Below are 25,435 nucleotides of genomic sequence, written 5' to 3'. Positions count from 1 at the left end.
TCCGGGCTCCGTCCAAATTCCCGATTTGCGGCCTGTAGCTTGGCTAGAACGCCTCCCCGAACTTCTTCTCAGCTTGAGAAGAAAGCCTTTTCCCCTGCCGAGCCAGAGTTTCCCCGTGCGCGAGGTATCCATCGATCTCCCTCTGGCAGCTTTGCGGAAGAGCGACTCCCAAAAAGAGATCTCCCTCGCGGATCGCCTTCCGCCACTCTTCGCTTGGAAGATCGACGCAATGGACCCGCATCCGCGCTTCGGGATGCAATCCATTGACGCAGGCTACCATCCCAAGGATCTTGCCCGATTCGACCTCCGTCGCGACATCAGACGGAACATAGCAGCCGTTTTCTCTCAGTTTTTTCCACGTCGCGTCCCAGGACTTTTTTAATGACTTCCGTATGCCGACGTTGACCCAAGCGTCTTCCGAGGTGGCGTCGGGTCCTTGCGTCCGCCGCCACTTCCGCACATCGGCTTCCGCGTCGCGAAGAAACTCGTTCACCAAGGGTTGCCAATCCCGGGGCAGCTCGAGAGCAAGATCGCGGAAGCCGCAATCCGTCGCGTCGTTTACAACATGGCAAAGCTCCTCGTAGTCAAAACTGCCGATCCATGCGTGCTCCTCTCCGCACGCGACGATGAGGGTGTTGGTGGGATCAGGGAGCCGGGGAGGGGCTGCGGGAGGCGGCTGGACCGCTGCTCGGGAGTTCATGGGGATCGCTTCTCCTTGGTGGAAAATGGCTTCTTCTTAGCTCCTCCGGCGGCTTCGGCTGGCGGAAGCGGAACAGAATTTCCACTTCGAGCGGCACCTCCTCGCTCGACGCCGTGTAGAAGCAAAACTTTGTCCCGGTATCCGAACTGCCCGGAGAAGGATCATATTCAACTTCCGAATAGGGGACATTCCGATCCCATGTGTCCTCGTGGCTCTCAAGCTGCGAACTGGACGGCTTCCCCCAAGCACGGATGACGTCGGCTTCCCGCAGCGACACCCGGCCCTTCCGGAAGGCGAGATTGACCCGTGTAAAGACCAAGCGGCCCCGGCTATCCTTCCAAAGACTCCAGTCAGTGTAAATGATGATTTCAAGAACCGCTCCCTTGCGATCCGAATCGGGATCGTCCACGGCTGCCTCGAAACGGCGGCCAAGCACCAGGCCAGCGGACAGAGGTCCATCCATAGGAAACAGAGGCGCAGCCTCAGCCGGGCGTGGCGGCTCGACGAGCACGGACGGCCGATCGAACCACATCGAAGCATGTTCTTGGCAATAATAGGGCGCGCCCCAGTGAAGGTTGAAAAGTTCTGCGGGATATTGGCCCTGCAAGCCTCCGGTAAAGGGCACGTTAAAGGCTCCGGGGAGCTTGTTAAACTCCGGCAATGGCCAGGTGGCGATCGTCTTCACCAGGGATAAAAGCTCCTCGTTGCTCAGCGTCCGCTTTTGGACGAGCGCGGCCAAGTCGGCCTTGGGAGAAGCTCCTTCCGCCTGGCCCTCGGCCCGCAACCGGAACTCGCCCAGAACTAGGACAAGAAATAGACATATGAGCCGCAGCGCGGCTTGGGTTTGGTAGCAGCTGGTCCTCGTCGAGTCCATTTTTTCTTACCCGTTACAAGATTGCACCGCTTTTGCCACGAAGCCTGCCCGTCCGGCAACAACATTGCTTCGCTTCCGTCGGGACGGCGTCCCGATACGAACGTTTCGCTCGGAGGGTTCCCCGCAGGCTTCGCCCGGGCTCGAAGGATCGGCTCTCCTCCGGTCGGCCGAAAAAGGATTGACTCTTACCGCCGCCTTCCGCAATTCCGATTGCCCGGGGTCCTGGTCATGGCATACCTCAATCTGTGCGGCGAGATCCCCGAATTCCCGGGCGGAAGTTTCCGGGTGTATCCGGTTCCGGCCGAACACTCCAGGCTGGAATAGGAGCGCGCGCCGATGGATAGGGTGACGCAGTTCCTGACGCAGGCGTCCCAATTTGTTGCGCTTGCGGTCGGGGTCAGCTACGTCCTGGGCTTTCTCTCGGTTTCGCTCGATCTGGGTTCCTATGGTTTGGCTCCCGTCGAGCTGGCGAAGGCTGACTATCTGGCCATCGGCTTCTTCGAGCTCGGTTTTTTAGCCGCATCCACCGCGTTTGGATTTTTTCTCTTTGCTGGAACGCTCCCTCCCTTCATCGAATGGCTGAGGCGAATGGGGCTCCGCTTGCCCTCCTCTCCCCGTCTCCACGTGCTCCTTTCGCTACCCTACTCGACCATGTTTTTGGGATTCTCTCTATTGTTGCTATGGCTATGGGCCGCTTCACTTTACTGGCTACCTTGCCATACCCCTACCAGTTCCATGTTTGCCATCTGCATTGGTTGGGTTGGGGTGGGCGCGATCGGCTCGGGGCTGGTGGTGAGCTCCTTCGCATGGGATCCGATGCGCCGTCCCGAAGACCCACAGCATCAACTCGTGCTATGGGCTCTGCGCCTTGGAGCGGTGCTTGCTTGGATTGTGTGGCTGGGAGGATTGGCGATGCTGTATTGGGCTCCGCCCGCTCCTTGGTCCATTTCGCTGGCCATCGTCATTCTTTCTGTGTTGGCCGGAATTCTTTTCTTTCTGGCGGCATGGTTCAGCCGGCTGACGAACTGGGATCGTTTTTTGTGGTTGCGTGTCGCAATGCCGGCGCTCATTTTCGTCGCTCCCGCCTTCTTGCTATATGTGTTTTACATCTATCCAATGGTTAACCGGCCGTTCGGGGGCCGGAAGCCGTGCGTGGAAGTCCTGCTGAATGAACCGGTGGACATTCCCGATTGCGCCGGGATTAAGGTGACGGGCTCTAAAGAACGCACCTGGGTAGGGTCGGCCTATGTCGTCCTCGAAAAGCCCGATGCCCTCGTGCTGAGCGCCTACCCCTGGATTTGCCCGGACATTCGGCCCCAGATTGACGACGGAACGCTGCTGCCCTACATCGAGCCGCCGAAGAGCAACATTCGGGAGCGCCGCTCGGTTTCTCCCTCACGGGAGCACCGCTCGGAGTGCCGCTAGTCCCCGTCGGAGGCGGACGGGCCTCCTCTCGCCTTTTCCCGGATGAGCTGCGGAACAATCGAGCGGCAGAGCTCGAGAAAGGCGCGCTCGGCCAAGCCGGGATGCCTCCCTTTCAGCGTGAGAAGGCCCCAACTCCGGCGGAGCGGGTTCCGCCCCAAGGGGATCGCGACAAGCTTCTCCTCCTCGGCCGTGCCCGGAATCGACCAGCGAGGCAGGATGCCGACTCCGAGGCCGTAGGCCGCCATGACGCGAATCGCCTCGACGCTTCCCAGCTCGGCCAAGATCTTCAGGCGCCTGCCCCTCTTGGCGAAGTAGCGTTCGATGAGCTCATAGCTTTCGCTCCCCTTTTCCGGCAGAAGGAAGGCATACCTCTCGAGGTCGCCCGGAGGCGCCCTCCGATTGAGGCTCCAGGGGTGAGAGCGGGACACGGCGAAGACGAGCTCTTCTTCGAAAAGCCGTTCGAAGCGGACGGAGGCGGGGAGCCGCAGCGGACGGGTCACCATCGCTACATCGGCACTCTTCTCCCGGAGGAAATCGACGGCCGCCAGCGAGCTTGCCGGGGTGATCGTCCACCCGCAGGCCGGAAAGCTCTCCTTGAACTCCCGCAGCACCGCCGGGAGGAGAAATTGGCAAGCGTTCGGATCGGCGGCGAGCCGCAGGGATCCGGCTCCCAGCCGTTCCGACGCCTGGAGTTCCTCGCGGAGAGCGGCGGTCTCCGCCAGAAGGCGTCGACCGCGAGCGAGCAGCTTTTGCCCCGCGCCGGTAAGCGAGGCGCGCCTTCCGACTCGCTCCAGGAGCGGCACGCCGAGCTGCTTTTCGAGCGCGGCGACCGCCCGGCTGACCGCCGGCTGGCTCAGGCGAATTCGCCGGCCGGCTTGCGTGAAGCTTCCGCTCTCCGCGACAGCGATAAAAGCACGCAACTGCCGCCAATCGATATCAGCCTCCATCGATGCTTATTGCTTATGGCAGCGATGTTTTTTGCGCAATTCGGCAGATGCAACCCCGGGGTGCTTTGGCATGGTCCCTGCTTCCCCGGAAGCAAGCCGCATGACCGCACCTCGCTGCGCCGCCGGCAGCCGGACCGTACGCATCGGTTTCGTCCCGCTGGTCGATGCCGCCCCTTTCGCCGTCGCCGAGGAGATGGGCATCTTCGCCCGGAGAGGGCTGCGGGTTCGGATCGATCCGCAGCCGGGTTGGGCCACGATCCGCGACAAGATCATTTACCGGGAACTCGATGCGGCCCATGCGGTCTGCGGTCTGCCGTATTCCGCCCTTCTCGGAATCGGCTGCATCCCCTCTCCGGTTTCGGTCAGCCTCGTCCTCAACCAGCAGGGAAACGTCCTCATCCTAGCCAAATCCCTCTGGGCGGACGGCGTGCGCGATCCCCGCTCCTTGCGGCTTTTCGCAGCGCGGGCCGGTCGAAAGCCGGTGCTGGCGGTTGTATCCCGCTTTTCGGCTCACCATTTTCTGCTGCGCTCCTGGCTTCGCCGCGGGGCGATCGATCCTGACCGGGATGTCTACATCCCCGTGCTGCCCCCTGCGCAGATGGCCGTGCACCTAAAGGAAGGCTACCTGGACGGGTATTGCGTGGGGGAACCGTGGGGATCCGCGGCGCTCGTCGAAGGCTTCGGCTCCTGCGTCGCCACGAGCGCCGATCTGGAGCCGAACCATCCGGAGAAGGTTCTTCTGGTCCACCCCGACTTTGCGGGCCGCGAACCGGAGGCACACGCGGCCCTGATCGAATCGCTGCTCGAAGCCTGCGCCTGGTGCGATCTGGCCGAAAATCGCCTCGCCTTGGCCGACCTGCTCGCAAGCCGGCGTTGGCTCGGCCTGCCCAAAGACTGGGTGGCGCTCAGCTTATGCGGACCCTTTCCCGCCCCTGCCGGCCTTCTCGCGGGAAGGCGCTTTGTGATCTTTTCGGGGCCGGCCGTCAATGACCCGAATCCCGGGCAGGAGGATTGGGTCTGGCGGAATCTCCGGGAGGCGGGGGTGGTCCCGCCGACCGCAACCCGTCCTTCGCCTGTCTTTTGCCGGGAGGCCTACCTCGCCGCCGCGCGGAGGGCGAGGTTACGCATCGTTCCCGCCGGGGCCTAACCCGGCCGAACAAGGTCGGGCTTCGGAAAAGAACCTTTTTCTCCTCCGACCTTCTCTCCGGATCGAAACCCGGTCGTCGTGCGCGGACCGTCCGGCGATCTATTGATGCGTTTTACACATGTTTTTTATGTTAATAATAGATTAAACGCATCGTTTCCAGGTAATGGCGTGGCACGGCGCCTGCTTTTTAAAGTTATGCAGAAGCCTGGAACGGAATCCGCTGCGGCGGACGCCCAAGCGGGTTGGCCCGCCGAGAGCCGCGGGACCCACTGCCCGTATTGTGCTCTCCAGTGCGCGATCGAGGTCCGCGTGGCCTCCCCGCGTGTTCTTGTGCGGGCGAGGCCCTTTCCGACCAACCGCGGGATCTTGTGCCCCAAAGGGTGGGCGGCTGCCGAGCCGCTGCACCACCCGGATCGGCTGCTCACCCCGCTCCTCCGCGACGGCAAGGGGGCTAGGCTCCGCCCTGCGCCATGGGATGAAGCATTGGATCGAATCGCATCGGCGATTCGGCGCATCCAGTCCGACTGCGGCCGCGACGCCTTCGGCTTATTCGGCGGGGGAAGCCTAACCAACGAGAAAGCCTACCTCCTGGGAAAGTTCGCCCGGGTCGCTTTGAAAACCCGCTCCATCGACTACAACGGCCGCTTTTGCATGGCTTCGGCCGCTGTCGCCCTTAAAAAAGCATTCGGCCTCGACCGCGGGCTCCCTTTCCCGATCGCCGACATCGCGCAGGCTCAGGTCCTCGTTCTTGTGGGGGCGAACATCGCGGAAACCATGCCTCCGCTCCAGCAGTATTTCGAGGAGCAGCGGCGCCGGGGAGGGAGGCTCGTCGTCATCGACCCGCGCGCCACGCCGACAGCGCGGCGGGCGGATCTCCATCTTGCTCTCCGGCCGGGGAGCGACGCGGCCCTGGCACTCGGCCTCCTGCACCTGATCATCGCGCAGGGCCGGGTCGACACGGAGTTCGTGGAGAGGAGGACAACCGGCTTCGAGGAGGTGCGGAGGCAAGCCGTGGCATTCTGGCCGGAACGCGCGGCCCGCCTGACCGGCCTCTCTTCCTGGCAGCTTCGGGAGACGGCCGCGCTTCTGGGCAACGCCGAAACCCTGATTGTCCTCTCGGGCCGCGGGCAGGAGCAGCAAAGCCGCTCGGTCGGCAATCTCTTGGCGTGGATCAACCTCTGCCTGGCTCTCGGTAAGGTGGGGAAGCCCTTCTGCGGCTTCGGCTCGCTCACGGGCCAAGGCAACGGCCAGGGAGGACGAGAGCACGGACAGAAGGCCGACCAGCTGCCCGGCTACCGCAGCATCGAGGCGGCGGCGGACCGGGCCCGCCTGTGCCGGTTCTGGAAGGTTGCGGACGCCGACCTGCCCGGATCCGGGCCGACTGCCGATCCTCTCCTACGGAGCTGCGGGGAGGCCGGCGGGCTCCGGGGCCTCTTCGTGATGGGCGCCAACCCCGCCGTCTCCGCGCCGAAGAGCCTCGAGGTAATCGAGCGGCTCGAACGGCTCGACTTTCTCGTCGTCTCCGATTTCTTCCTATCCGAAACGGCCGCTCTGGCCGACGTAGTCCTGCCCGCGGCCCAGTGGGCCGAAGAAGAGGGGACCGTTACGAACCTCGAAGGCCGGGTCCTCCTTCGCGAGCGGGCCCTGCCCCCGCCGCCCGGGGTACGGACCGACCTGCAAATCCTTCACGGGCTGGCCTGCCGCTTGGGGTGCGGGCAAGCCTTTCCGGCGGAGTCGCCTCGGGTCTTTGACGAACTCCGCCGGGCGAGCGCGGGCGGAGCCGCCGACTACTCGGGGATCTCCTATGCCCGGCTGCGCGAGGGAGAGGGGATCTTCTGGCCTTGCCCCGGGGCGGACCATCCGGGCACGCCCCGGCTCTTCCTGGACCGGTTCGCCACCGGGAACGGCAAGGCGCGATTCCATCCGATCGAGGAGTCGTTCCCCGCCGAGTTGCCCGACTCGGATTTTCCCCTCTGGCTCATCACCGGGCGCCTCCTCGTCCATTACCAATCGGGAACCCAGACGAGGAGGTCTCCCACCCTGCTGGCCATGGAGCCGGAGCCGACCGTGGCGATCCACCCGGAAACCGCCAAGGGGCTCCGGATCAAGGCAGGAGATGGTGTGCGGGTAACGACTCGCCGCGGCTCCCTGCGGGCGATCGCCCGGATTTCCGAAGAGCTTCGCATCGACTGTCTCTTCGCCCCCTTTCACTGGGGCGGGGAAGGCTCGGTCAACCGCGTCACGAACCCGGCCCTGGATCCGGAATCCGGGATGCCCGAGTTCAAGCTCTGCTCCGCCCGGCTGGAGCGAGAGACCGAGGGGCTCTCGGAAACGAAGGCAAGCCTTTCCGAAGCAACGCCGGGAAGCAAAGGAAAAGCCCATGACGAACAACAAGATCCCTGAACCGACCGGCACTCGTCGGCAACGTCCGCGGCTGGTCGTGATCGGAGCGGGAATGGCCGCCGCCCGCCTGCTGGAAAAGATGCAAACGGGCGGCGGACTCCACCATTGGGAGACGACGCTCATCGGCGAGGAGCCGACCGCGGCCTACAACCGGATCCTGCTCTCCTCCATTCTACAAAAGAGCCGGAAGCCGGAAGACATTCTCCTCCAGCCGCCCGAGTGGTATCGCGCAAATCGCATCCGCACGCGGCTGGGGACCCGTGCCGAACGGATCGATCGGACAAAGCGGCTCGTCCATGCAGCCGGCGCCGCCTTGCCGTATGACAAGCTTGTCCTGGCGACCGGCAGCCGGCCGCTGCTCCCTCCGATCGCGGGGCTCCAAGCCGGTGAAGGCCGCCTTCGCCCGGGTGTTTTCCTCTTTCGCACCGTGGAAGACTGCCGGCGGATCCTGGAGGCGGCCGCAGATTGCCGGCGCGCCGTCGTGATCGGGGGTGGCCTTCTGGGCCTGGAAGCGGCCTGCGGACTGGCGGCCCACGGGTTGGAGGTCCATGTCGTCCACCTCCAAAGGCACCTCATGGAGCAGCAGCTCGACGCGGCCTCCGCGGCGATCCTCCAAACCGCCTTGGAGCGGCGTGGCATCGTCGTTCATCTCCAGGCCGAGACCCGCGCGATCTTAGGCACCGGCCTCCGGATCGAAGGCATCCGGCTCGCGGATGGAACGACCCTTCCGGCCGACCTCGTCATCGTGGCCGCGGGCATCCGGCCGGACGTGACGCTCGCCGAGAACTGCGGCCTCCGAGTGCGGCGGGGAATCGTCGTGGACGACCAGCTGCGCACTTCCGATCCGTGCATCCACGCAATCGGCGAGTGCGCCGAGCATGAGGGCCGGGTTTACGGGCTGGTGGCCCCCGCCTGGGAGCAGGCCGAGACGCTCGCGGATCTCCTCGCAGGAAGAAATCCGCAGGCCCGCTACCGCGGATCCCGGATTGCGACTCGCCTGAAAGTAGGCGGCATCGATCTGACCGTCATGGGAGAGATAGAGCCGCAGCGCCCGGACGATGAAATTCTTCAGCATGCCGCGCCGAGCGCCGGGGTCTACAAAAAAATCGTTCTTCGAGAGAAAAAGCTCGCGGGAGCCATCATCCTGGGCGACGACCCGAAAGCGGCCGAGCTCTTAAGCCTCTTCGACCTGCAAATCCCCCTTCCCGCTTCCCCCGGTGGGATCCTCTTCGGATCTCTCTCGGGCGCGGGGGCTCTCCCGGAAGCCGCCGAAGCGCAACGGGTCTGCTTCTGCAACAGCGTCAGCAGAAAAGAGATTCGTCAAGCGGTCGCAGCGGGGTGCCGCACCCTCCGGGCGGTCTCCGAGAGGACACGGGCGGGCACCGGCTGCGGCTCCTGCAAGACGGAGGTGGAAAAGCTCCTTCAGGAATTCCTGGGCGCACCGGCGGAAGAAGATCCGAAGGCACACTACTACGTGCCCGGAGTGCCCCTCCCCAAGGCCGAGCTGGTGGCGGAAATCCGCCGCAAAGAGCTTCGGTCGGTTTCGGCGGTTTTTCGCGAGCTTGCCGGCGGCCGGGAAGACGCCGCAAGCAAGCCGGGCTTAGCATCCCTCTTAAAAAGCCTCTGGAAGGACCGGTATGAAGACGAGCGGGATGCCCGGCACATCAACGACCGGGTGCACGCCAACATCCAGAAGGACAGCACCTATTCGGTGGTGCCGCGCATCTACGGCGGCATCGTGTCTCCCGCCGAGCTGCGCCGGATCGCCGACGTTGCGGAGAAATACAAGGTCCGGATGGTGAAGATCACCGGCGGCCAGCGAATCGACCTGCTGGGAATAAGCAAGGAGCAGCTCCCGGCCGTTTGGCGGGATCTCGGAATGCCGAGCGGTCATGCGTACACGAAGGCTTTTCGTACGTGCAAGACTTGCGTGGGCACCGACTTCTGCCGATTCGGGCTAGGCGACTCGACCGCGCTGGGAATCGCCATCGAGAAGCGGTTCCAGGGGCTGGAAACCCCTGCCAAGGTGAAGATGGCCGTCAGCGGCTGCCCGAGGAATTGCGCGGAGGCGACCACGAAGGACATCGGCGTCGTCGCCATCGAGTCGGGATGGCAAGTCTACGTGGGGGGAGCCGCCGGATCCCGCGTGCGCGCGGGAGATCTGCTCGCCACCGTCGCTTGGCCGGAGGAGGTGCTCCGCCTCGTCGGCCGATTTCTTGCCTACTATCAGGAAAACGCCCGGTACGCCGAACGGAGCTACTCCTTCGTCGAGCGACTTGGAATCGAACGGCTTCGCTCTCTCCTCGTCGAGGACGCGCAAGGGCGGGCCGCGGAGCTCGATCGCGAAATCGAGGCGGCGGTCTCCGCCTATCGTGACCCATGGCAGGAAGGAGAAGACCCTGTCGAACCGGGCCAGTTCCGGAGCGTCACGACGGTCTCCGCACGGGGGGGGGAATGACACAGGCCATTTCTCCGGGGAAAGATGTCTGGCTCGACCTGGGCCGCATCGACCGGATCCCCGTCGGCCAGGGCCGCTGCTTTCAGGCAGGCGGCCGGAGGATTGCGGTATTTCGGCTCCGTGAGGGAGGACTCCGGGCTCTCGATGCCGTCTGTCCCCACCAGGCGGGAATGCTCTCCGAGGGCATCCTCGACCGAGAAAAAGTGCTCTGCCCGCTCCATGGCTTCGCCTTTTCGCTACGAACCGGAGAGGGACTCGGACATCCGCTCTCGGTCCGCTCGTATGAGGTCCGATCCTCGGACGGACGGATTCTGGCGAAGATTCCACTTTCTCAAAAGCCCTTCGGCGCGCGTTGCGCGCCCGGAAGAACCGGCGATGGCCCCGGATTCCCGGCGCGCTCCTGCGGTTGGGAAGCCGGTTTGCAGGATCAACCACAGCAAGAGGCACAACAGAAACCATGAGCATCAACACCGCATTGATTCAACAGAGCGGAGCCGCCCTTCAAAGCCTGGGAACCACGGTCACGGAGCATTTTTACGACTACATGTTCACTCATTATCCGGAGGTCCGTTCCCTCTTCCCGGCGGAGATGACCGACCAGAAGTTGCGGCTCTTCCAGTCGCTCCTGTTCATCACCGGCAACGTAGACAAAACCGAGGCGCTCTTGCCGTACCTCAGGAATCTGGGCGTCAGGCACATCCGATATGACGTCCGGCCCGAGCACTATTCGGTCGTCGGCAAGTGCCTTTTGGCCACGCTCAAGCATTTTCTGGGGCCCGCATGGTCTGGGGAAATGGCGGAATCTTGGATCGGCGCCTACAACCTGGCCGCCGGCGTATGCATCGAAGCCGCGTCGGAGGCGATGAAACCGGATCGCTATGTGCCGATCACCCTGGCCGATGTGCCTTAGGCCGTTGCGCACCATGGGACCGCCACGTTGCTCGATCCGCCTCCTCGGGCAGAATTCGGCCACTCTCTCCACGGAAAGAAAAAAAATGGACCGGCCCACGAATACCGCGATCGATGTCCGTTTCTTGACGCTCTTCTCCTCTTTTCTCTACTTCGATATCAGCTTTGCGGTCTGGGTCCTTTTCGGGGCGCTGGCGAACTTAATCGCCGCCGAATTCCGGCTGGAGCCCTGGCAGAAGGGAGACCTGGTTGCCGTGCCGATTTTGGCCGGAAGCCTCTTCCGCATTCTCCTGGGATGGGCGGAAACCCGCTTCGGCGGAAAGAAAACCGCACTGACCGGGCTCGGCCTCACCGCACTCCCGCTTCTTTGGAGCTGGATAGGGGCCTCTCACTTCTGGGAGCTTCCGGCGATCGGCATTCTCTTGGGTGTTGCCGGAGCGAGCTTTGCGGTGGCCCTGCCGATGGCCTCCCGCTGGTTTCCGCCGGAGAATCAGGGTCTGGTTTTGGGCCTGGCGGGCGCCGGGAACAGCGGCACGCTCCTGGCTACGCTTCTCGGCCCCTTCTTGGCCTCCCGCTTCGGATGGCATGCGGTCTTTGGATTGGCCCTCCTGCCCGTCCTGCTGACGTTTCTGAGCGTGCTTCTCCTAGCCAAGGACGGCCCGCGACCAAGCGGAACCCGCGGCCGAGCGCGCCGATACCGGCAAGTGCTGCGCCTGCCCGATACCTGGACTTGTTGCCTGCTCTACTGTGTCACCTTCGGCGGCTTTATCGGTTTTACTAACTTTCTGGGCATATTCTTCCACGACCAATACGGCGTAAGCGCAGTTTCTGCCGGACTCTTGCAGACGCTTGTGGTCGCCGCCGGCAGCTTCCTGCGACCGGTGGGAGGCTGTCTTGCCGATCGACTCGGCGGCCAAGCTGTCCTCGCCGCTCTTTTCGTTGTCGGTGCTCTCTGCTCCCTGGCGACGAGCGCCTTCCTTCCCCTTCCCTTAGAAGTCGGGACATTTTTCCTTTTTCTCGGATGCCTCGGGATGGGGAACGGAGCCGTCTTCCAGCTTGTCGGCTCGCGGATGAGGCCCCACATCGGCCTTGTCACCGGTCTCATCGGGGCGGCCGGCGGGGTGGGCGGCTTCCTGCTCCCCATCGCCTTCGGCTTGGTCAAGTCCCTGACCCATTCCTACGCCCCCGCTCTCCTCGCTTTTAGCGGGGCGCTCGCCGCAGCCGCCGCCGCCGGCACCTTGGATCGGATTCCCTGGAAGAGAGCTCTTCTGCGGCTCCTCTCGCCATCGCCGGAGTAACCCGAGCCGTCGGCCGCTTCCTGTCCAGGACACCGGACGAAGACTGCCTGGATCACCCGATCCCTCTTCTTCGAGGAGCTCATGAACGATTTTTGCGTCCTACCGCTATTTACCGCCGGCCTCGCATTTCTGGCCTTCACCGCGCCGTGCCTCCTCCCCGCTCCTTTGCCGGAGGAGCTGGCGGCACCCGATAATGCGGCGTCGGTCCAGGATACGCCAAAGAGTCGCAAACCTCAGACTCCCTTACTCTTTGCGGATCTGCCCAGCAGGTCGACACACTCGTCAGGCAGCTGGTTCCTCAGCATTGGGTCCGGCACGGGGTTTCCGCAATACGACGACGGAGAACTGGTCAATCACCGTACCGGAATGGTGAGGCCGCTCGGAGCCGACGCCAGCTTCGCCTTCACCGGGCTTCTGTCAGTAGGGTATCGTTGGTTCGATCCGGAGCGGTGGGGCCACTGGTCGTTCGATGCCGATTTCGTGGGCGCGTATTTGGGAGCAGGCACCTCGGCCTTGGAAGGGAGGAGTCAGATCAACCTGGGATTCTTGGGCTTGCGGGGAAGGGTGGGCTACCGGGTGGCGCAGGACCGGTTCGAGCCGTTCATCGGCTTTGCCGGGGGAGGCGTGATTGTCAATCTAGCGGCCATTTCTCACAAGCTTTCTCCTACGGCTTGCAAAACAGGCTCGTCTGCTTCGTTGGGCTTGGTTTTCCATCCTCGCAGTATGTCTTCATACAGCTCCGGTGGAAAACCTGCGCCCGCCTCGCACCCAAGCCCATTTGCGGCGCCTCGGCTACGAAATTTGTGAGAAATGGCCGCTAGAAAGCGCAGGGATCAACCGTGGAGAAGTTTGGGGCTACTGGTTCGCCCCCGTTACCGGCCTCCGCTACTACATCCCGCAGACGCGATGGTCGATCACCGTCGAAGGTCTCTTCCGATTCCTTGGCGGGGTGAACGGACTCACCGGCTCCGGCTCCGATTGGACAGTGAACGAAACGCCTCACGCCGGGTTGTCCGGCGGCTGGATCTATGTGCCACTGGGCGTAGTGGCGATCGGTTACCGTTTTTGATACGCCCCGATTCCTTCCGACGTCCGGCTGCTCGATGCGGTCAGAATCCATGCAGCGTGCCGGGGCCGGGCGGCAGACCCCGGCCGCGCTGCACAAACCCGCTCAGCGATCACTGGAAAAGCCGTCTAAGGCCGCGCTATCGGCGCCCCGACCTTGTTGCCCCACTCGGTCCACGATCCGTCGTAGTTGCGCACCTTCGTGTGACCGAGCAGATAGGTGAGCACGAACCAGGTGTGGCTCGACCGCTCGCCGATCCGGCAGTAGACGATCGTGTCGCTGTCGGGCTTCAGCCCGCAATCCCCTTCGTAGATCTTCCGGAGCTCGTCGACCGGCTTGAACGTGCCGTCCTCCTTGACCGCCATCTTCCAGGGCACGTTCTTCGCCCCGGGGATATGGCCGCCGCGAAGCGCTCCTTCCTGCGGATACTCGGGCATGTGGAGGAGCTCGCCGGTGTATTCGCCCGGGCTCCGCACGTCGATCAGAGGAAGCCCTGCACGCTGGTGGGCGAGCGTCTGTTCGTAGAAAGCGCGGATCTCCCCATCCCTACGCGCGGTCGGCACCGGGTAGTTCGTCTCGGGATAGGAAGGCTTTTCCCGGGTAAGCGGCCGGCCCTCGCGGATCCACTTGTCCCGGCCTCCGTTGAGGATCTTCGAGTTCCGATGACCGAAGAGCTCGAACGCCCAAAGGGCGTAGCAGGCCCACCAGTTCGATTTGTCCCCGTAAAAGATGCAGGTGGTATCCGGAGCAATCCCGTTTCGCCGGCAGAGGGCGGCGAAGGCTTCCGGCGAAATATAGTCCCGTACCACCGGATCCTGGAGATCGCTCCGCCAGTCGATATGGACGGCCCCCGGGATATGCCCCGTATCGTAGAGCAGCACGTCCTCGTTGCTCTCCACGATGCGGATGCCCGGATCGTTCAGGTGTTCGGCAAGCCATTCGGTCTCGACCAACTTTTCCGGATGCGCGTACCCAATCGTCGTCATCGTACTCTCCTTTGGTTGTTGCCTATTCCTTCCCAAAACACATCGCGTAATCGCTGCATTCCCCACAACTGGGCGCCTTGCAAGCCCGAAATCCGGCCTGCTCGCAAAGCTCCTTGTAAAAGAACTTCTTCCAACGCATCTCACCGACGTTCCGCTCCCGCAGCGGCCGAAAGTAGCGCTCCAAGAGCCGGGTGAGCGCCCTCCGATCCGGCAGGCCAAGATCCCGCCAGAGGTGGTCGTCCGCCAGACAGCCCGCAGCGATTGCATGCGCCACCCATCGCGTCTCTTCCGATCCGTCCCCCGACGCGGTCAAGAGAGACGCAAGGTCCCAAAAATCCTCCGGCACTATCCCCCCCGAAGGCTCCGAAATCCCCTCGACCTCGCAGGCTGCGAGCAGCCGGCCGAACGTCGGCTCCGCCAGCCCGAGGCGCGGGACGCAGGGGTAGGCGCCCGCAGACGCGAACCGCCGAAGGACGTGCAGGAACATGCCCCGAAGGAGCACCGCCTCCTCGTCCGTCCGCCCGACGGGAAAAGTCGAACTTTTCGATAAAGATACGGGAGAAGAAGCGGCGCAGGCAACCATAATCGCCTATCCCCCGTAGCGGGCGACCTCGGGAAACTTCTCGATCATCCCGAGAGCTGCGGCGACGTATTTTTCCCCGGCCTCTCCGAGCTTCTCCCGGCTGGGGAAGCCGAAGCGATGGACATCCCGGAGCACCTTGTTGACCACCGCCAGCCGGCCCGCGAGCAGGACCACCTTCCCGAATCCCTCGTGGTGCATCGACATCATGGGCACCACCATCACCCCCGTCTTCCGTTCGATCACGAGTCCGACCGCGTTGAAGAAGAGCTCCACCCGTTCGAGCGTTTCGGGATCCGGATCGCCCACGATGGGGATCTCCTTCCGCTTCGCGGCATCGAGAATGAAAGGCGCGAGCAGCTCCTCGTCCTTCTTTCCGTCCCAGACCCCGTAGGTGTCCTGGGCTCGCTGCTGCTTCGCCAGCTCCCGAAGGAATTCTTCGCGCAGCTCGCTCGTCCCACTCTGCGGTTCGCTTGTCGTCTTCACTCCTTCTCCTCCTCGAAGTCCCATGTTCTCTCCTTTCCCTTCAAGAGCGCCTTCCGCAGCCAAGGCGGAGGCGTCCCCCGAAGCACCTCCTGGAGCTTCTCCAGGATTTCGCGAATCGGCTCCAGGTCCTTCGCTTTGACCGGGTGGATCTTTTGCGCGACCACACGCGCCGCCCCCGAAGCACCGATCGCGGCCACGTAGAGGATCGAGCAATCCTTGATCGCAGCGAGCTTCGGCTCGAGCTTGTCCTCGTTCCCGTCCTCTTCGAGCTCCCCGGAGAACTCGACCGTCTTCCAGTGCCGCACCTCGGTCTGGTCGACCTCGTAGATCGCGATGGTCTTCGCCCAGCCGAAATGGGCATTGACCCGGATTCCATCCTGTGTTGCAAAAGCCACCTTCATCCCGTCCTCCGAATCTCCTCTTGGCATCCGCATTCCCGGCCGATCCCCTCGCGGGGCATCCGCCGGGGCCGATGCGCTCCCTCTTCTTCTTCCCGCGCCGCGATGAGCAGGTTGGCGACCTCAAAAAGAAAGTTCCGGCTCCCCCGGTAGCCCACCAGCACTTGGTGGGCCGCGCCCAGCCGGTCGAAGATGGGGAGACCGATCCGGTAAAAAGGAATCCGGAGCCGAGCGGCCATTTGGCGGCCGTGGGAATGGGTCAGCAGGAGCTGGCACCCGAGAGCCTCCTGCTCCAGATCCTCCAGATCGCCGATCCGGACCCGCGCCACGGGCAGGTCCGCGAAGACGATCGACTCGGTCGTCGAAACGGCCGCCTTGAGCTCGGCGCCGAGCTCGACGAGCCAATGCCCCACATTCTGCAGCAGATCGGGCTCGGCGCCGATCGCCACCTTCACCCCGCCCAGGAAAAAGTGGCTGTCGAGCATCGCGTCGACCAGCTGGGATCGCTGGCGGCGATAGATCGGAGCCGCCGGCCGGCCCGAGAGCTCCGAAAGCAGGCGGAAGAATCGGTCGACCGACCGGAGCCCCATGAGCCGATCTACGAGGATGTGCGGAATTCCGCACTTCATTTCGAGAGCCAGCGCCGCCCCGCGCATCTGCTCGCCGAGGGCGATCGTCACTCGCGAAGAGCCCATGCTCCGGATCTCTTCCAGGCGGGTGCCGCCCAGGGTCGTCGGGGTGAAATCTTCGGGAATATGCCCGTCGAGGGAGCCGGAGAGATCGGGAAGAAGGATCGGCCGAAAGCCGAAGGACTCGACAATCTGGCGGATCTCTTCGAGATCCCCCGGGCTCAAATGGCTTCCCGCCAGCAGGTTGATCTGGTCCTCGTAACGGTGCGACGCGGGTGGCACAAGCTCCTCGAGGATCCGGGCGACCGCCTTCGCCCAGCCGTCCTGGAACGCTCCCTGGAAGTCGGGGGTAGAGACATAGACGACCGGCAGGTCCGCCAGCTCGGGTCTCCGCTGACGGATGAGCTTCCAATAGCCGGCGACGTCGTCCCCCTTGGTCTCCGTCAACCCCGTGGAGCAGATCCCGACGATCTCGGGCTTGGCCCGCTTGGCGATGTTCAAGAGCGCCTGCTCGATGTTCTCCATTCCGCCCAGGATAGTCGTGACCTCGTTCATCGCCGTCGTCTGCAGCGGGATCATCTCGCGAAAGTGGCGGACGAAGAGGACCAGCCCGAAGGCGGTGCAACCCTGGGAGCCGTGCAAGACCGGCAGGCAGCCCTGGATGCCCAGGAAGGCCAGCGCTCCGCCGATCGGCTGGCTCATCTTGAGCGGGCTTACGCTGCACGCTTTCTTGGATGTTACGACCTCAGCCACCTTTCCTCCTTTTTCCGATCGGGCGGCCTATCCTTCCTCCCAGGGAGCCGGAAGGCGCACCTCCTGCCAGACCGGGTTGTAAAGAGCCCGGTCGATCTCGCGGACCAGCGCAACCATCCCCTCATAGCCGGCGTAGGCATGGTGGCGCTCCTGGTTGATGTCGAGCCAGGGCATCTTCGCCTTCAAGGCGACGAACTGAGAGCGTCCGCCGGAGAGCATGATGTCCGCCCGCGCCTCCTTGAGCATCCGGTACATCTCCCGCGGCGTCATCTCCTCGATCATATGGGCCTCATCCCCCATGAGCTTCTTGATCCTCTCCTTGTCCTCCTCGGTCGATTTCTTCACACTGGTCCCTACGATCTCCATGCCGACCTCTTGGAGGGCGGAGACCACCGACCAGGACTTGACCCCGCCCGTGATCAAGAGCACCCGCTTACCCGCCAGCCGCTTCCGGTAGGCGTTGAGCTCTTCCCAAGCCTTCTGCTCCTCCCGCCGGATCAGCAGCTCGGTCTTTGCCAGCAGCTCCTCGGGGGCGCCCCGCCGCACGAGCAGATCGGCGAGATTCCGCAGGGCATCGCTCGTGTCGGAGATCCCGTAAAAGGAGCCCTCGAAGAAGGGAATCCCGTAGCGCTCCTCCATCTTGCGGGCGATGTTGATCATGGCTTTGGAGCAGACCAGCATCGCCGCCTTCGCCCGGTGGCAGGAGGCGATCTGGCGATACTTGGCATTTCCGGAAATGCAGGCCAGGATCCGAATGCCGAGCTGCTCGAAAAGCGGTTCTACCTGCCAGAGCTCGCCCGCCAGGTTGTACTCCCCGATGATGTTGACGTCGTACGGAGTCGTGTAGGCCGGCTCCTCGGTGCCGATCACATGATCGAGCAGCGCCTCGCCGGCGAGCTTGTTGCCCAGGTTCTTGCTCCCGGCGAAGCCCGGCGACTGGACCGGGACGACCGGACGGCCGAACTGTTTCCGGGCCGCCCGGCAGACGGCGTCGATGTCGTCGCCGATCAGGGCCGGGACGCAGGTCTGGTAGACGAAGACCGCCGGCGGGTCGTAGCGGTCGATCGCTTCCTTGATAGCCCGGAAAAGGCGCTTCTCCCCCCCGTAGACCACGTCCATTTCCTGGATGTCGGTCGTGAAGCCCATCCGGTAGAGATGGGAATCGGAGGACTTGGACCCCCGATTGTCCCAGGAATTTCCTTCGCAGGCGATCGGCCCGTGGACCAGATGGACCACGTCGGTGATCGGCTGGAGGGCGATTTTCGCCCCGTCGAAGGCGCAGCCGCCGGCTGCCGCTCCCGGCTGGAGCTGCTTGGTGCACCCCTTTTTCCGCTCCTTTTCCGATTTCGCCTGGTTCTTCGGGCAACCGGGCTCTTGGAATACCGCCTGGACCTTCTCCGAGAGATTGCTCATCCGAGTCTCCGCGCCGACGCCCGCTCTCCGTCCGTTCAGCGAATGATGTCGTAGCTGTAGTCCGACTTCGCAGGAACGTTGGTGTTCCGATCCATCTCGTCGAAGATCTTATCGAGGATCCTCACGAGCACGTTGAGTCCTCCTTGGTAGCCCCAGACCGGAAACCGGTGGTGGTGGTGGCGGTCGAAGATCGGAAAACCGAACCGGATCAGCGGCGTCCCGGTGTCGCGCTCCAGGTACTTGGCATAGGTGTTCCCGATCAGGAAGTCGACCGGCTCGGTGAAGAGCAGCGAGCGCAGATGCCAGAGATCCTTTCCGGGATAGACCTGGCAGCCGGCCCCGAAGGGAGAGCTGCTCAAGAGCTCGCGCACCTTCGCTTCCCACTCCGAATCGCCGTTCGTGGCCAGGATATGCGCCGGCTCGGCCCCGAGCTCGAGCAGGAATCCCGCCATTCCGAGCGCGACATCGGGATCGCCGTAGACCGCGAAGCGCTTGCCGTGGATGTGGGGGCTCGAGTCGGCGATCGCATCCACAAGCCGTCCTCTCTCCTTTTCCAGCGTTTCGGGAATCGGCTTGCCCGATAGGCGCGAGACCTCCTGGAGAAAGCGGTCCGTCGCCGCGACCCCGATCGGGTAATGAAACGCGACGGTCTCCTGCCCTTTGCTCTGGATATAGGGCAGCGTCTTGGGCGTGCAGAAGCTCTGCATCGAGATCGTCGCCTTCGAATGGAGGGCCTCGGAGATCTCGGAGAGCTTGGTCCCGCCGTCGTACATCCGAAAGGTCCCGTCGGTCGGGGTATCCCAGACGTCGCTATTGTCGGAGAGAATCAGATAGTCGACCCCCATCCGATCGAGAATCCTCCGGAGTTCCCGGATGTTCCCGACCACGTTGCCGTCAAAGCCGACGATCAGGTTGATCCTTTCGTTGGGCTTCCGCTCGAGCGGGGCCACCGTCTTCGCCTTTCCGTCCCAGAAGTACTCCAGGATCCCCTTCATCATGTTGTCATATCCGGTGATATGGCTGCCCACGAACGAGGGCGTATGCGCAAAGGGGACGTCGAAGTCCTGGGGAATGCTTCCCTTCTCCCTGGCGTTCTTGATGAACGCGTTGAGATCATCGCCGATCACCTCCGCCATGCAGGTCGTCGAAACCGCGATCATCTTGGGCTTGTAGAGAGCGTAGCTGTTGGCCAGCCCGTCGATCATGTTGTTGAGCCCGCCGAAGACCGCCGCATCCTCGGTCATCGAGGAGGAGACACAGCCGCTCGGCTCCTTGAAGTGCCGGCTGAAGTGGCTGCGGAAGTAGGCGACGCACCCCTGCGAGCCGTGGACGAAGGGGAGCGTTCCTTCGAACCCGACCGCCGCGAAGATCGCCCCTAGGGGCTGACAGGCCTTGGCCGGATTGATCGTGATCGCCTCGCGGGCGAAGTTCTTATCCCGATACTCCTTGGTCTTCGTCCACTCGCGGATCCGCTCGACCTCCTCGGCGCAGGCCGGGTCCTCGAACTGCCGCTTTTTTCGCTCGAACATCTCGAGGTACTGCGGCTGCCGAAAGAGATGAAAGTGGTCGAGAACGTGCTCGGCGTTCTGACTCTTGGTCTCTCCGTTTGTCTCCATAGCTTGTCCCTTTCTTCCTTGGTGTGTTCCGCCGGACCCGCTTCCCGCCCGCCGGCTTCAGTCCTTTTTCCAGGGCGCCTTGGTCAGCCCCCAGATCGGGTTGTTGATCGCCATGTCCATGTCCCGCGCGAAGATGGCGAAGCCGTCATAGCCATGGTAAGGGCCCGAATAGTCCCAGGAATGCATCTGGCGGAAGGGAACTCCCATCTTCTGGAAGACGTACTTTTCCTTGATTCCGGAGCCGACCAGATCGGGCTCGAGCTTCTCCACGAACTTCTCGAACTCATATCCGGTCACGTCGTCGTAGATGAGCGTGCCGTCCTTCACGTAGTGCGTCGTCCGCTGGTAGTCGTCGTTGTGGCCGAACTCGTAGCCGGTGCCGATCACCTCCATGCCGAGGTCCTCATAGGCACCGATTACATGGCGCGGGCGGAGTCCCCCGACGAAAAGCATCACCTTCTTGCCGGCCAGCCGCGGCTTGAACTTCGCGATCACCGCGTCGGCCATCGGCCGATATTTGGCGATCACCCGCTCCGCCCCTTCCCGGATCTTGTCGTCGAAGTGGCTGGCGATCTTGCGCAGCGACTCCTCGATCTTTGTCGGGCCGAAGAAGTTGTACTCGACCCACGGAATCCCGAACTTTTCCTCCATGTGGCGGGAGATGTAGTTCATCGACCGGTAGCAGTGGAGGATGTTGAGCTTCACCTTGGGAGTCCGCTCGAGCTCCTTGAGCGTTCCATCCCCCGACCATTGGGCGACCACGCGCAGCCCCATCTCCTCGAGCAGGATGCGGGAGGACCAGGCGTCGCCCCCGATGTTGTAGTCCCCGATGATGGCGACGTCGTAGGGGGTGGAGACCCATTCCGGCTCCTTTCCGGCCGTCTTGTCGAGCACCCAGTCGCGGATGCTGTCGTTGGCGATGTGGTGGCCGAGGGATTGCGAGACCCCGCGGAACCCTTCACAGCGCACCGGCACGATCGTCTTGCCGTGGAATTCCTTCGTCTTCGCCTTGGCTACCGCCTCGATGTCGTCCCCGATCAGTCCGATGGGGCATTCTGACTGGATCGTGATCCCCTTGTTCAGGGGAAAGAGCTCCTGCAGCTCGTCGAGCGCTTTCGCGAGCTTCTTATCGCCGCCGAAGACGATATCGCGCTCCTGGAAATCGGTCGTGAACTGCATGGTCACGAAGGTGTCCACGCCGGTCGTCCCGATGTAGTAGTTCCGCCGCGAGGCCCAGGAGTATTGTCCGCAGCCGACCGGGCCGTGGCTGATATGGATCATGTCCTTGATCGGCCCCCAGACGACCCCCTTGGAGCCCGCGTAGGCACAGCCCCGGATCGTCATCACGCCGGGCAGGGACTTGATGTTCGACTTGACCCCGCAGTCGGGCTTCCCCTCTTCGAAAACCCCCAAATGCTTCGCGCGCTTCTTGACCGCCTTTTCGGGATAGGCTTTCAGCACCTCCTCGATCAGCTCGCGGTTCCGGGCACGCACTTCCTGGCTCTGTTCAGGCGCAGACGTTGTCAGGCTCATAATTCCTCTCTCCTCTGCGGTTTGCTTCCTCCTCCCCCATCGGAGGAACGCCGGTCGGGAAACCGCCGACCCGACCGGCCGATCCTTCTTTTTGGTTCCTCAGGCGCACAGGACCGCCTCTTCGGCGACCTTGCCCACCAGCGATTCGTCTTCCCGCTTCATGATGCCGAACTCCATGAGCAGATCCTCGAGCTCGTCCATGGTGATCGGCGTGGGGATCACACCCTTCCCCTTGTTCGCGTGGATCTTCTTCGCAAGGGCGCGGTATTCGTCCGCCTGCTTCGACTCGGGCGCATACTCGATCACCGTCATCCGGCGCAGCTCGGCGTGCTGCACCACGTTATCGCGGGGAACGAAGTGGATAAGAGTGGTCCCGAGCTTGGCGGCGAGCGCCTCCGCCAACTCGAGCTCCCGGTCGGTCTGCCGCTCGTTGCAGATAAGGCCGCCGAGGCGCACCCCGCCCGAGTTGGCATACTTGAGGATCCCCTTGGCGATGTTGTTGGCGGCATACATCGCCATCATCTCCCCCGACATCACGATGTAGATCTCTTGAGCCTTGTTCTCGCGGATCGGCATCGCGAAGCCGCCGCAGACCACGTCCCCGAGGACGTCGTAGGATACGTAATCGATCCCCTCGTAGGCCCCGTTTTCCTCGAGGAAATTGATCGAGGTGATGACGCCCCGCCCGGCGCAGCCGACCCCGGGCTCGGGCCCGCCCGACTCGACGCACCGGATATTCCGGTAGCCGACCTTCATTACGTCCTCGATCTCCAGGTCCTCGACGCTTCCGGCGGCCGCAGCCAGGTGAAGAATCGTGTCCTGATTCTTCGAGTGGAGGATCAGCCGGGTGGAGTCGGCTTTCGGATCGCAACCGACGATCAGGATCTTCTGTCCCAGCTCCGCCAAAGCGGCAAGAGTGTTCTGGGAAGTCGTCGACTTCCCGATTCCGCCCTTTCCATAGAAGGCAATTTGTCGCAGCTCGCTCATTCTGGATCTCCCTTGTTTTTTTTCCTTTTCCCGAGGGCGATCGTCTCCTGCTCTCACCCTTCGGCGCTTCCAGTCCAACCGAGCAGATCGCGTGCCAACGCCGTCCTCAATGAGCCGGCTCCGCCTTTTTCGGCCAGGGGCAGGCACCGGCGGCAGCCCGGCGCACGGGCGGACTCCGGCATCCGGCGGCCGCCCGACATCGTTCCCTGCAGCCGCGTGCGAAAACCAACAAACGGCCGGCCGATGTCGCAAAACAAACAGGCCCGGCCCGCTCTCGAAGCGGACTCGCGGGAAAGGAGCGCTGGCATGCTTCCTGCTCGAAAGCGGGCGTGGCGCCCTTGTGGAAACCGCGCACGCCTCCGCGGCTGGTCGACACCACCCTTCGCGACGGGGAGCAGGCTGCGGGCGTCGCCTTTTCGCGGGAGGAGAAGCTCCGTCTGGCCCGAGCCCTCATTTCCGCCGGGGTGGGCGAGATCGAGGCGGGGACTCCCGTCATGGGCCCCGCGGAGCAGGAAATTCTCCGGGAGATGGCGGCGCTCGCCGGCTCCGGCTGCCGGCTCGTCTTGTGGGGCAGGATGCATCCCGCCGATTTGGCGGCGATGCGAACCCTGCCGATTCGCTTCGCCAACCTCTCCATTCCGGTCTCCGATCTCCAGATCGAGCGCAAGCTCCAAAAGTCCCGCCACTGGGTGCTCGAGACCATCCGCCGGTTCGTTCGGGAGGCTGTCGACCTGGGCATGGAGGTCGCCGTCGGCGGCGAGGATTCCTCGCGCGCCGATCTCGATTTCGTTCTCCGGGTCGCGGAGACCGCGCAGGCAGCCGGCGCCTCGCGTTACCGATTCGCCGACACCCTCGGCATCCTCGATCCCTTCACGACCTTCCGCTCGCTGCGCAGGCTCCGCCGTGCGGTCGACGTCGAGCTCGAAATCCACGCACACGACGATTTAGGCATGGCGACGGCCAACTCGTTGGCGGCCTACCGGGCAGGCGCGACGCACATCAGCGTCACGGTGAACGGATTAGGCGAGCGGGCGGGCAATGCCGCGCTCGAAGAGGTCGTCGCCGCCTTCCGCTACGGCAGCCGGATCGACTGCGGGGTGCGCCCCGACGCTCTCCTCCCTCTTTCCCGGCTCGTCGCGGAAATTTCCGGACGTCCGGTTCCCGCAGGAAAGAGCATCGTCGGCGAAGGCGTCTTCACCCATGAATCTGGGATCCATATCGACGGGCTGCTCAAGGACCCCTGGAACTATCAAGCCTTCGATCCGAAGGAGCTGGGCCGCTCCCACGAGCTGGTGCTGGGCAAACACTCCGGGCCCCGCGCTATCCAGTGGGGATATCGGCGGCTCGGGATCGATCTTTCGCTTGCCGAAGCCGCGGCGTTGCGGGAACCTATTTCCGCCTTCGTAACCACGCGGAAGCGCCCGCCGCATCGCGCCGAGCTCCTCCACTTCCTCTCGACGGCCGGGGAATCGGCTACGAAGCCAGGATGCTCGTCCCCAGCTTCAACTGCGCCAGCGCAAGACGGAGCTCGCGCCGAATCATCAGGAGCGCGTCTCGAGAAAGGCGTTTCCTCTCCTCGAGCGCCGAGCTCACTTCGTCTCGATAGGCGGCCAGCGACGCGGCCACCCGGTGGAGGCAATCGTGCCAAGCGGCGGCGATCCGGCACATCGACCCGTTGGCCGGCACACGGGAAAGATGGGAATGGATCCTCTGCTGGGCCGCCATGAGCTCGGCCAAAAGGATCTTCTCCGAGGGGACCCGCTTCAGGTTGCTGACCAAGCCGATCCGGTGCAGAAGCCAGATTGTCCACTTCGTCGGATCCCATTGCCAGGGCTTCACGCCGTTGCGGTAATCGTATTGAAACTCATGGTGAAAATTGTGGTAGCCCTCCCCGAAGGTAAAGAGCGCCATAATCCAGCTATCCCGGGCAGTGCAGCGGAACGAGTAGGGCTGATCCCCGATCATGTGGCAGAGCGAATTGATAAAGAAGGTCATCTGCTGGACGGCCACCACCCGGGCGACCCCGCCGACCAGGAAGCCGCCCAACGCGCCGATCCATCCGGCGTGCGCCGCGCCCAAGGCGGTCGGGAGGCCGAAGCCCACCAGGAACGCCAGCGGCACCGCATACTTGTGCTGCCATCGGCAGAGCGGGTCGGAGAAGAGATCCTTGACGTTGTCGATCGGGCGTTCCGGCAGGAACTTCACGAGGAGCCATCCCATGTGGGCGTGGAAAAATCCCTTGCGGATGTCGTACGGATCCTCGTCCTGGTCGACATGCTTATGATGGTGGCGGTGGTCGGACACCCAGGAGATCGCCGACCCTTCGAAGGAGGCCGCGCCGAAAAGCAGCACGAATAGGCGCACCGGCCATTTCGCTTGGAAGGAACGGTGGGAAAAGAGCCGGTGGTAGCCGAGGGTGATGCTCAACCCGGTGGCCAGGAAAAGCGAAAGGAACAGCGCCCACTGGAACCGATCGATCCCGTAGAAGAACGCGTACGCCGGCGTCACGGTTACCGCGAGAATCAAGGTGGAAAAGAGAAAGAGACTAGTCGGCCAATTGACGCGCTTCACTCGCGATTCTCCTCAGGGCGTGCAAGACGAAGGATCCGATCCAGGGATAAAGAGGAGGCAGCCTGCCTTGCCATAAGCTCATCGATTAATGGTGGGAAACGAAAAAAGCGAAAACCGTTTTTTTTTATTATTAATCGATCGACCTTTCGGCGGATAGTGTATTTTCATTTTCCTGTCCGATTGGATGCCGAGCCGGGGCCGACGGACGCGCGGAAAGAAGCGGCACCCGTCCGCACGCTCAAGAGCGAGGCCACTC

21 protein-coding genes and 1 pseudogene are annotated in these 25,435 nt (G+C 63.4%); 9 read left to right on the top strand and 13 right to left on the bottom strand.

Annotated features, from left to right (window positions below):
• Nucleotides 1-43: 43 nt before the first annotated feature.
• Nucleotides 44-700 (bottom strand): hypothetical protein, encoded by a 657-nt coding sequence (locus MTHMO_RS04595; RefSeq protein ID WP_202213729.1) that lies wholly within the window; start codon nt 698-700, stop codon nt 44-46.
• The gene (locus MTHMO_RS04590) at nt 645-1,574 is read right to left on the bottom strand and encodes a hypothetical protein (protein ID WP_202213728.1); all 930 of its coding nucleotides are present in this window, start codon (nt 1,572-1,574) and stop codon (nt 645-647) included. Before MTHMO_RS04590 ends, MTHMO_RS04595 begins: the two co-directional genes overlap by 56 nt.
• Before the next feature lie 336 nt (nt 1,575-1,910).
• On the opposite strand from MTHMO_RS04590, the gene MTHMO_RS04585 reads away from it, so the two are divergent.
• Complete coding sequence (locus tag MTHMO_RS04585; RefSeq protein WP_202213727.1) at nt 1,911-2,999, top strand: hypothetical protein; 1,089 nt, start codon at nt 1,911-1,913, stop codon at nt 2,997-2,999.
• Here the strand turns inward: MTHMO_RS04585 and MTHMO_RS04580 are convergent.
• The gene (locus tag MTHMO_RS04580) at nt 2,996-3,946 is read right to left on the bottom strand and encodes a LysR family transcriptional regulator (protein ID WP_202213726.1); all 951 of its coding nucleotides are present in this window, start codon (nt 3,944-3,946) and stop codon (nt 2,996-2,998) included. The genes MTHMO_RS04585 and MTHMO_RS04580 overlap by 4 nt on opposite strands.
• 100 nt (nt 3,947-4,046) lie before the next feature.
• On the opposite strand from MTHMO_RS04580, the gene MTHMO_RS04575 reads away from it, so the two are divergent.
• From MTHMO_RS04575 to MTHMO_RS04545, 7 genes are all read left to right on the top strand, one after another.
• A complete protein-coding gene (locus MTHMO_RS04575) occupies nt 4,047-5,093 on the top strand; it encodes a CmpA/NrtA family ABC transporter substrate-binding protein (RefSeq protein WP_202213725.1) in 1,047 nt (348 codons plus the stop codon).
• Between the two features lie 195 nt (nt 5,094-5,288).
• Nucleotides 5,289-7,496, top strand: a complete 2,208-nt coding sequence (locus MTHMO_RS04570) for a molybdopterin oxidoreductase family protein (RefSeq protein WP_202214845.1) — start codon at nt 5,289-5,291, stop codon at nt 7,494-7,496.
• Nucleotides 7,474-9,954: a nitrite reductase large subunit NirB gene (nirB, locus tag MTHMO_RS04565; RefSeq protein ID WP_202213724.1), complete on the top strand. Its 2,481-nt coding sequence runs from the start codon at nt 7,474-7,476 to the stop codon at nt 9,952-9,954. The genes MTHMO_RS04570 and nirB overlap by 23 nt, the downstream gene beginning before the upstream one ends.
• Nucleotides 9,951-10,415 (top strand): nitrite reductase (NAD(P)H) small subunit, encoded by a 465-nt coding sequence (locus MTHMO_RS04560; RefSeq protein ID WP_202213723.1) that lies wholly within the window; start codon nt 9,951-9,953, stop codon nt 10,413-10,415. The genes nirB and MTHMO_RS04560 overlap by 4 nt, the downstream gene beginning before the upstream one ends.
• A complete protein-coding gene (locus MTHMO_RS04555; RefSeq protein WP_202213722.1) occupies nt 10,412-10,864 on the top strand; it encodes a globin domain-containing protein in 453 nt (150 codons plus the stop codon). Before MTHMO_RS04560 ends, MTHMO_RS04555 begins: the two co-directional genes overlap by 4 nt.
• 85 nt (nt 10,865-10,949) lie before the next feature.
• Complete coding sequence (locus tag MTHMO_RS04550) at nt 10,950-12,161, top strand: NarK/NasA family nitrate transporter (protein WP_202213721.1); 1,212 nt, start codon at nt 10,950-10,952, stop codon at nt 12,159-12,161.
• Between the two features lie 81 nt (nt 12,162-12,242).
• The gene (locus MTHMO_RS04545) at nt 12,243-12,968 is read left to right on the top strand and encodes an outer membrane protein (RefSeq protein WP_202213720.1); all 726 of its coding nucleotides are present in this window, start codon (nt 12,243-12,245) and stop codon (nt 12,966-12,968) included.
• 387 nt (nt 12,969-13,355) lie between these two features.
• Here MTHMO_RS04545 and MTHMO_RS04540 read toward each other — a convergent pair whose 3' ends face one another.
• The 9 genes from MTHMO_RS04540 to nifH all read right to left on the bottom strand — a co-directional run bounded on the left by MTHMO_RS04540 (nt 13,356) and on the right by nifH (nt 22,608).
• Nucleotides 13,356-14,213 carry a sulfurtransferase gene (locus tag MTHMO_RS04540; RefSeq protein WP_202213719.1) on the bottom strand — a complete coding sequence of 286 codons (858 nt, stop codon included), beginning with the start codon at nt 14,211-14,213 and terminating at the stop codon, nt 13,356-13,358.
• A 22-nt stretch (nt 14,214-14,235) separates the two neighbouring features.
• Nucleotides 14,236-14,715 (bottom strand): nitrogen fixation protein NifQ, encoded by a 480-nt coding sequence (locus tag MTHMO_RS04535; RefSeq protein WP_237394766.1) that lies wholly within the window; start codon nt 14,713-14,715, stop codon nt 14,236-14,238.
• An 87-nt stretch (nt 14,716-14,802) separates the two neighbouring features.
• Nucleotides 14,803-15,279 (bottom strand): NifX-associated nitrogen fixation protein, encoded by a 477-nt coding sequence (locus MTHMO_RS04530; RefSeq protein ID WP_237394765.1) that lies wholly within the window; start codon nt 15,277-15,279, stop codon nt 14,803-14,805.
• Nucleotides 15,276-15,680 (bottom strand): nitrogen fixation protein NifX, encoded by a 405-nt coding sequence (gene nifX, locus MTHMO_RS04525; protein ID WP_202213716.1) that lies wholly within the window; start codon nt 15,678-15,680, stop codon nt 15,276-15,278. The genes MTHMO_RS04530 and nifX overlap by 4 nt, the downstream gene beginning before the upstream one ends.
• Entirely contained in the window at nt 15,677-17,059 is a 1,383-nt protein-coding gene (gene nifN, locus MTHMO_RS04520) for a nitrogenase iron-molybdenum cofactor biosynthesis protein NifN (protein WP_237394764.1), read from the bottom strand. The genes nifX and nifN overlap by 4 nt, the downstream gene beginning before the upstream one ends.
• Before the next feature lie 27 nt (nt 17,060-17,086).
• Entirely contained in the window at nt 17,087-18,472 is a 1,386-nt protein-coding gene (gene nifE, locus MTHMO_RS04515; RefSeq protein WP_202213715.1) for a nitrogenase iron-molybdenum cofactor biosynthesis protein NifE, read from the bottom strand.
• 35 nt (nt 18,473-18,507) lie between these two features.
• Nucleotides 18,508-20,088, bottom strand: a complete 1,581-nt coding sequence (nifK, locus tag MTHMO_RS04510) for a nitrogenase molybdenum-iron protein subunit beta (RefSeq protein WP_202213714.1) — start codon at nt 20,086-20,088, stop codon at nt 18,508-18,510.
• 57 nt (nt 20,089-20,145) lie between these two features.
• Complete coding sequence (gene nifD, locus MTHMO_RS04505; protein ID WP_202213713.1) at nt 20,146-21,621, bottom strand: nitrogenase molybdenum-iron protein alpha chain; 1,476 nt, start codon at nt 21,619-21,621, stop codon at nt 20,146-20,148.
• A gap of 99 nt (nt 21,622-21,720) precedes the next feature.
• Nucleotides 21,721-22,608: a nitrogenase iron protein gene (gene nifH, locus MTHMO_RS04500; protein WP_202213712.1), complete on the bottom strand. Its 888-nt coding sequence runs from the start codon at nt 22,606-22,608 to the stop codon at nt 21,721-21,723.
• A 338-nt stretch (nt 22,609-22,946) separates the two neighbouring features.
• On the opposite strand from nifH, the pseudogene nifV reads away from it, so the two are divergent.
• Nucleotides 22,947-24,083 (top strand): annotated as a pseudogene (gene nifV, locus MTHMO_RS04495) (homocitrate synthase); the annotation flags it as partial.
• Here the strand turns inward: nifV and MTHMO_RS04490 are convergent.
• Nucleotides 24,082-25,179, bottom strand: a complete 1,098-nt coding sequence (locus MTHMO_RS04490; RefSeq protein ID WP_202213711.1) for a fatty acid desaturase — start codon at nt 25,177-25,179, stop codon at nt 24,082-24,084. The pseudogene nifV and the gene MTHMO_RS04490 sit on opposite strands and share 2 nt — an antisense overlap.
• Between the last annotated feature and the right edge of the window lie 256 nt (nt 25,180-25,435).

Origin of the sequence: Methylacidimicrobium sp. AP8 (assembly GCF_903064525.1) — a bacterium.
GTDB lineage: Bacteria > Verrucomicrobiota > Verrucomicrobiia > Methylacidiphilales > Methylacidiphilaceae > Methylacidimicrobium.
This window is presented reverse-complemented; position numbering and strand designations above follow the sequence as displayed.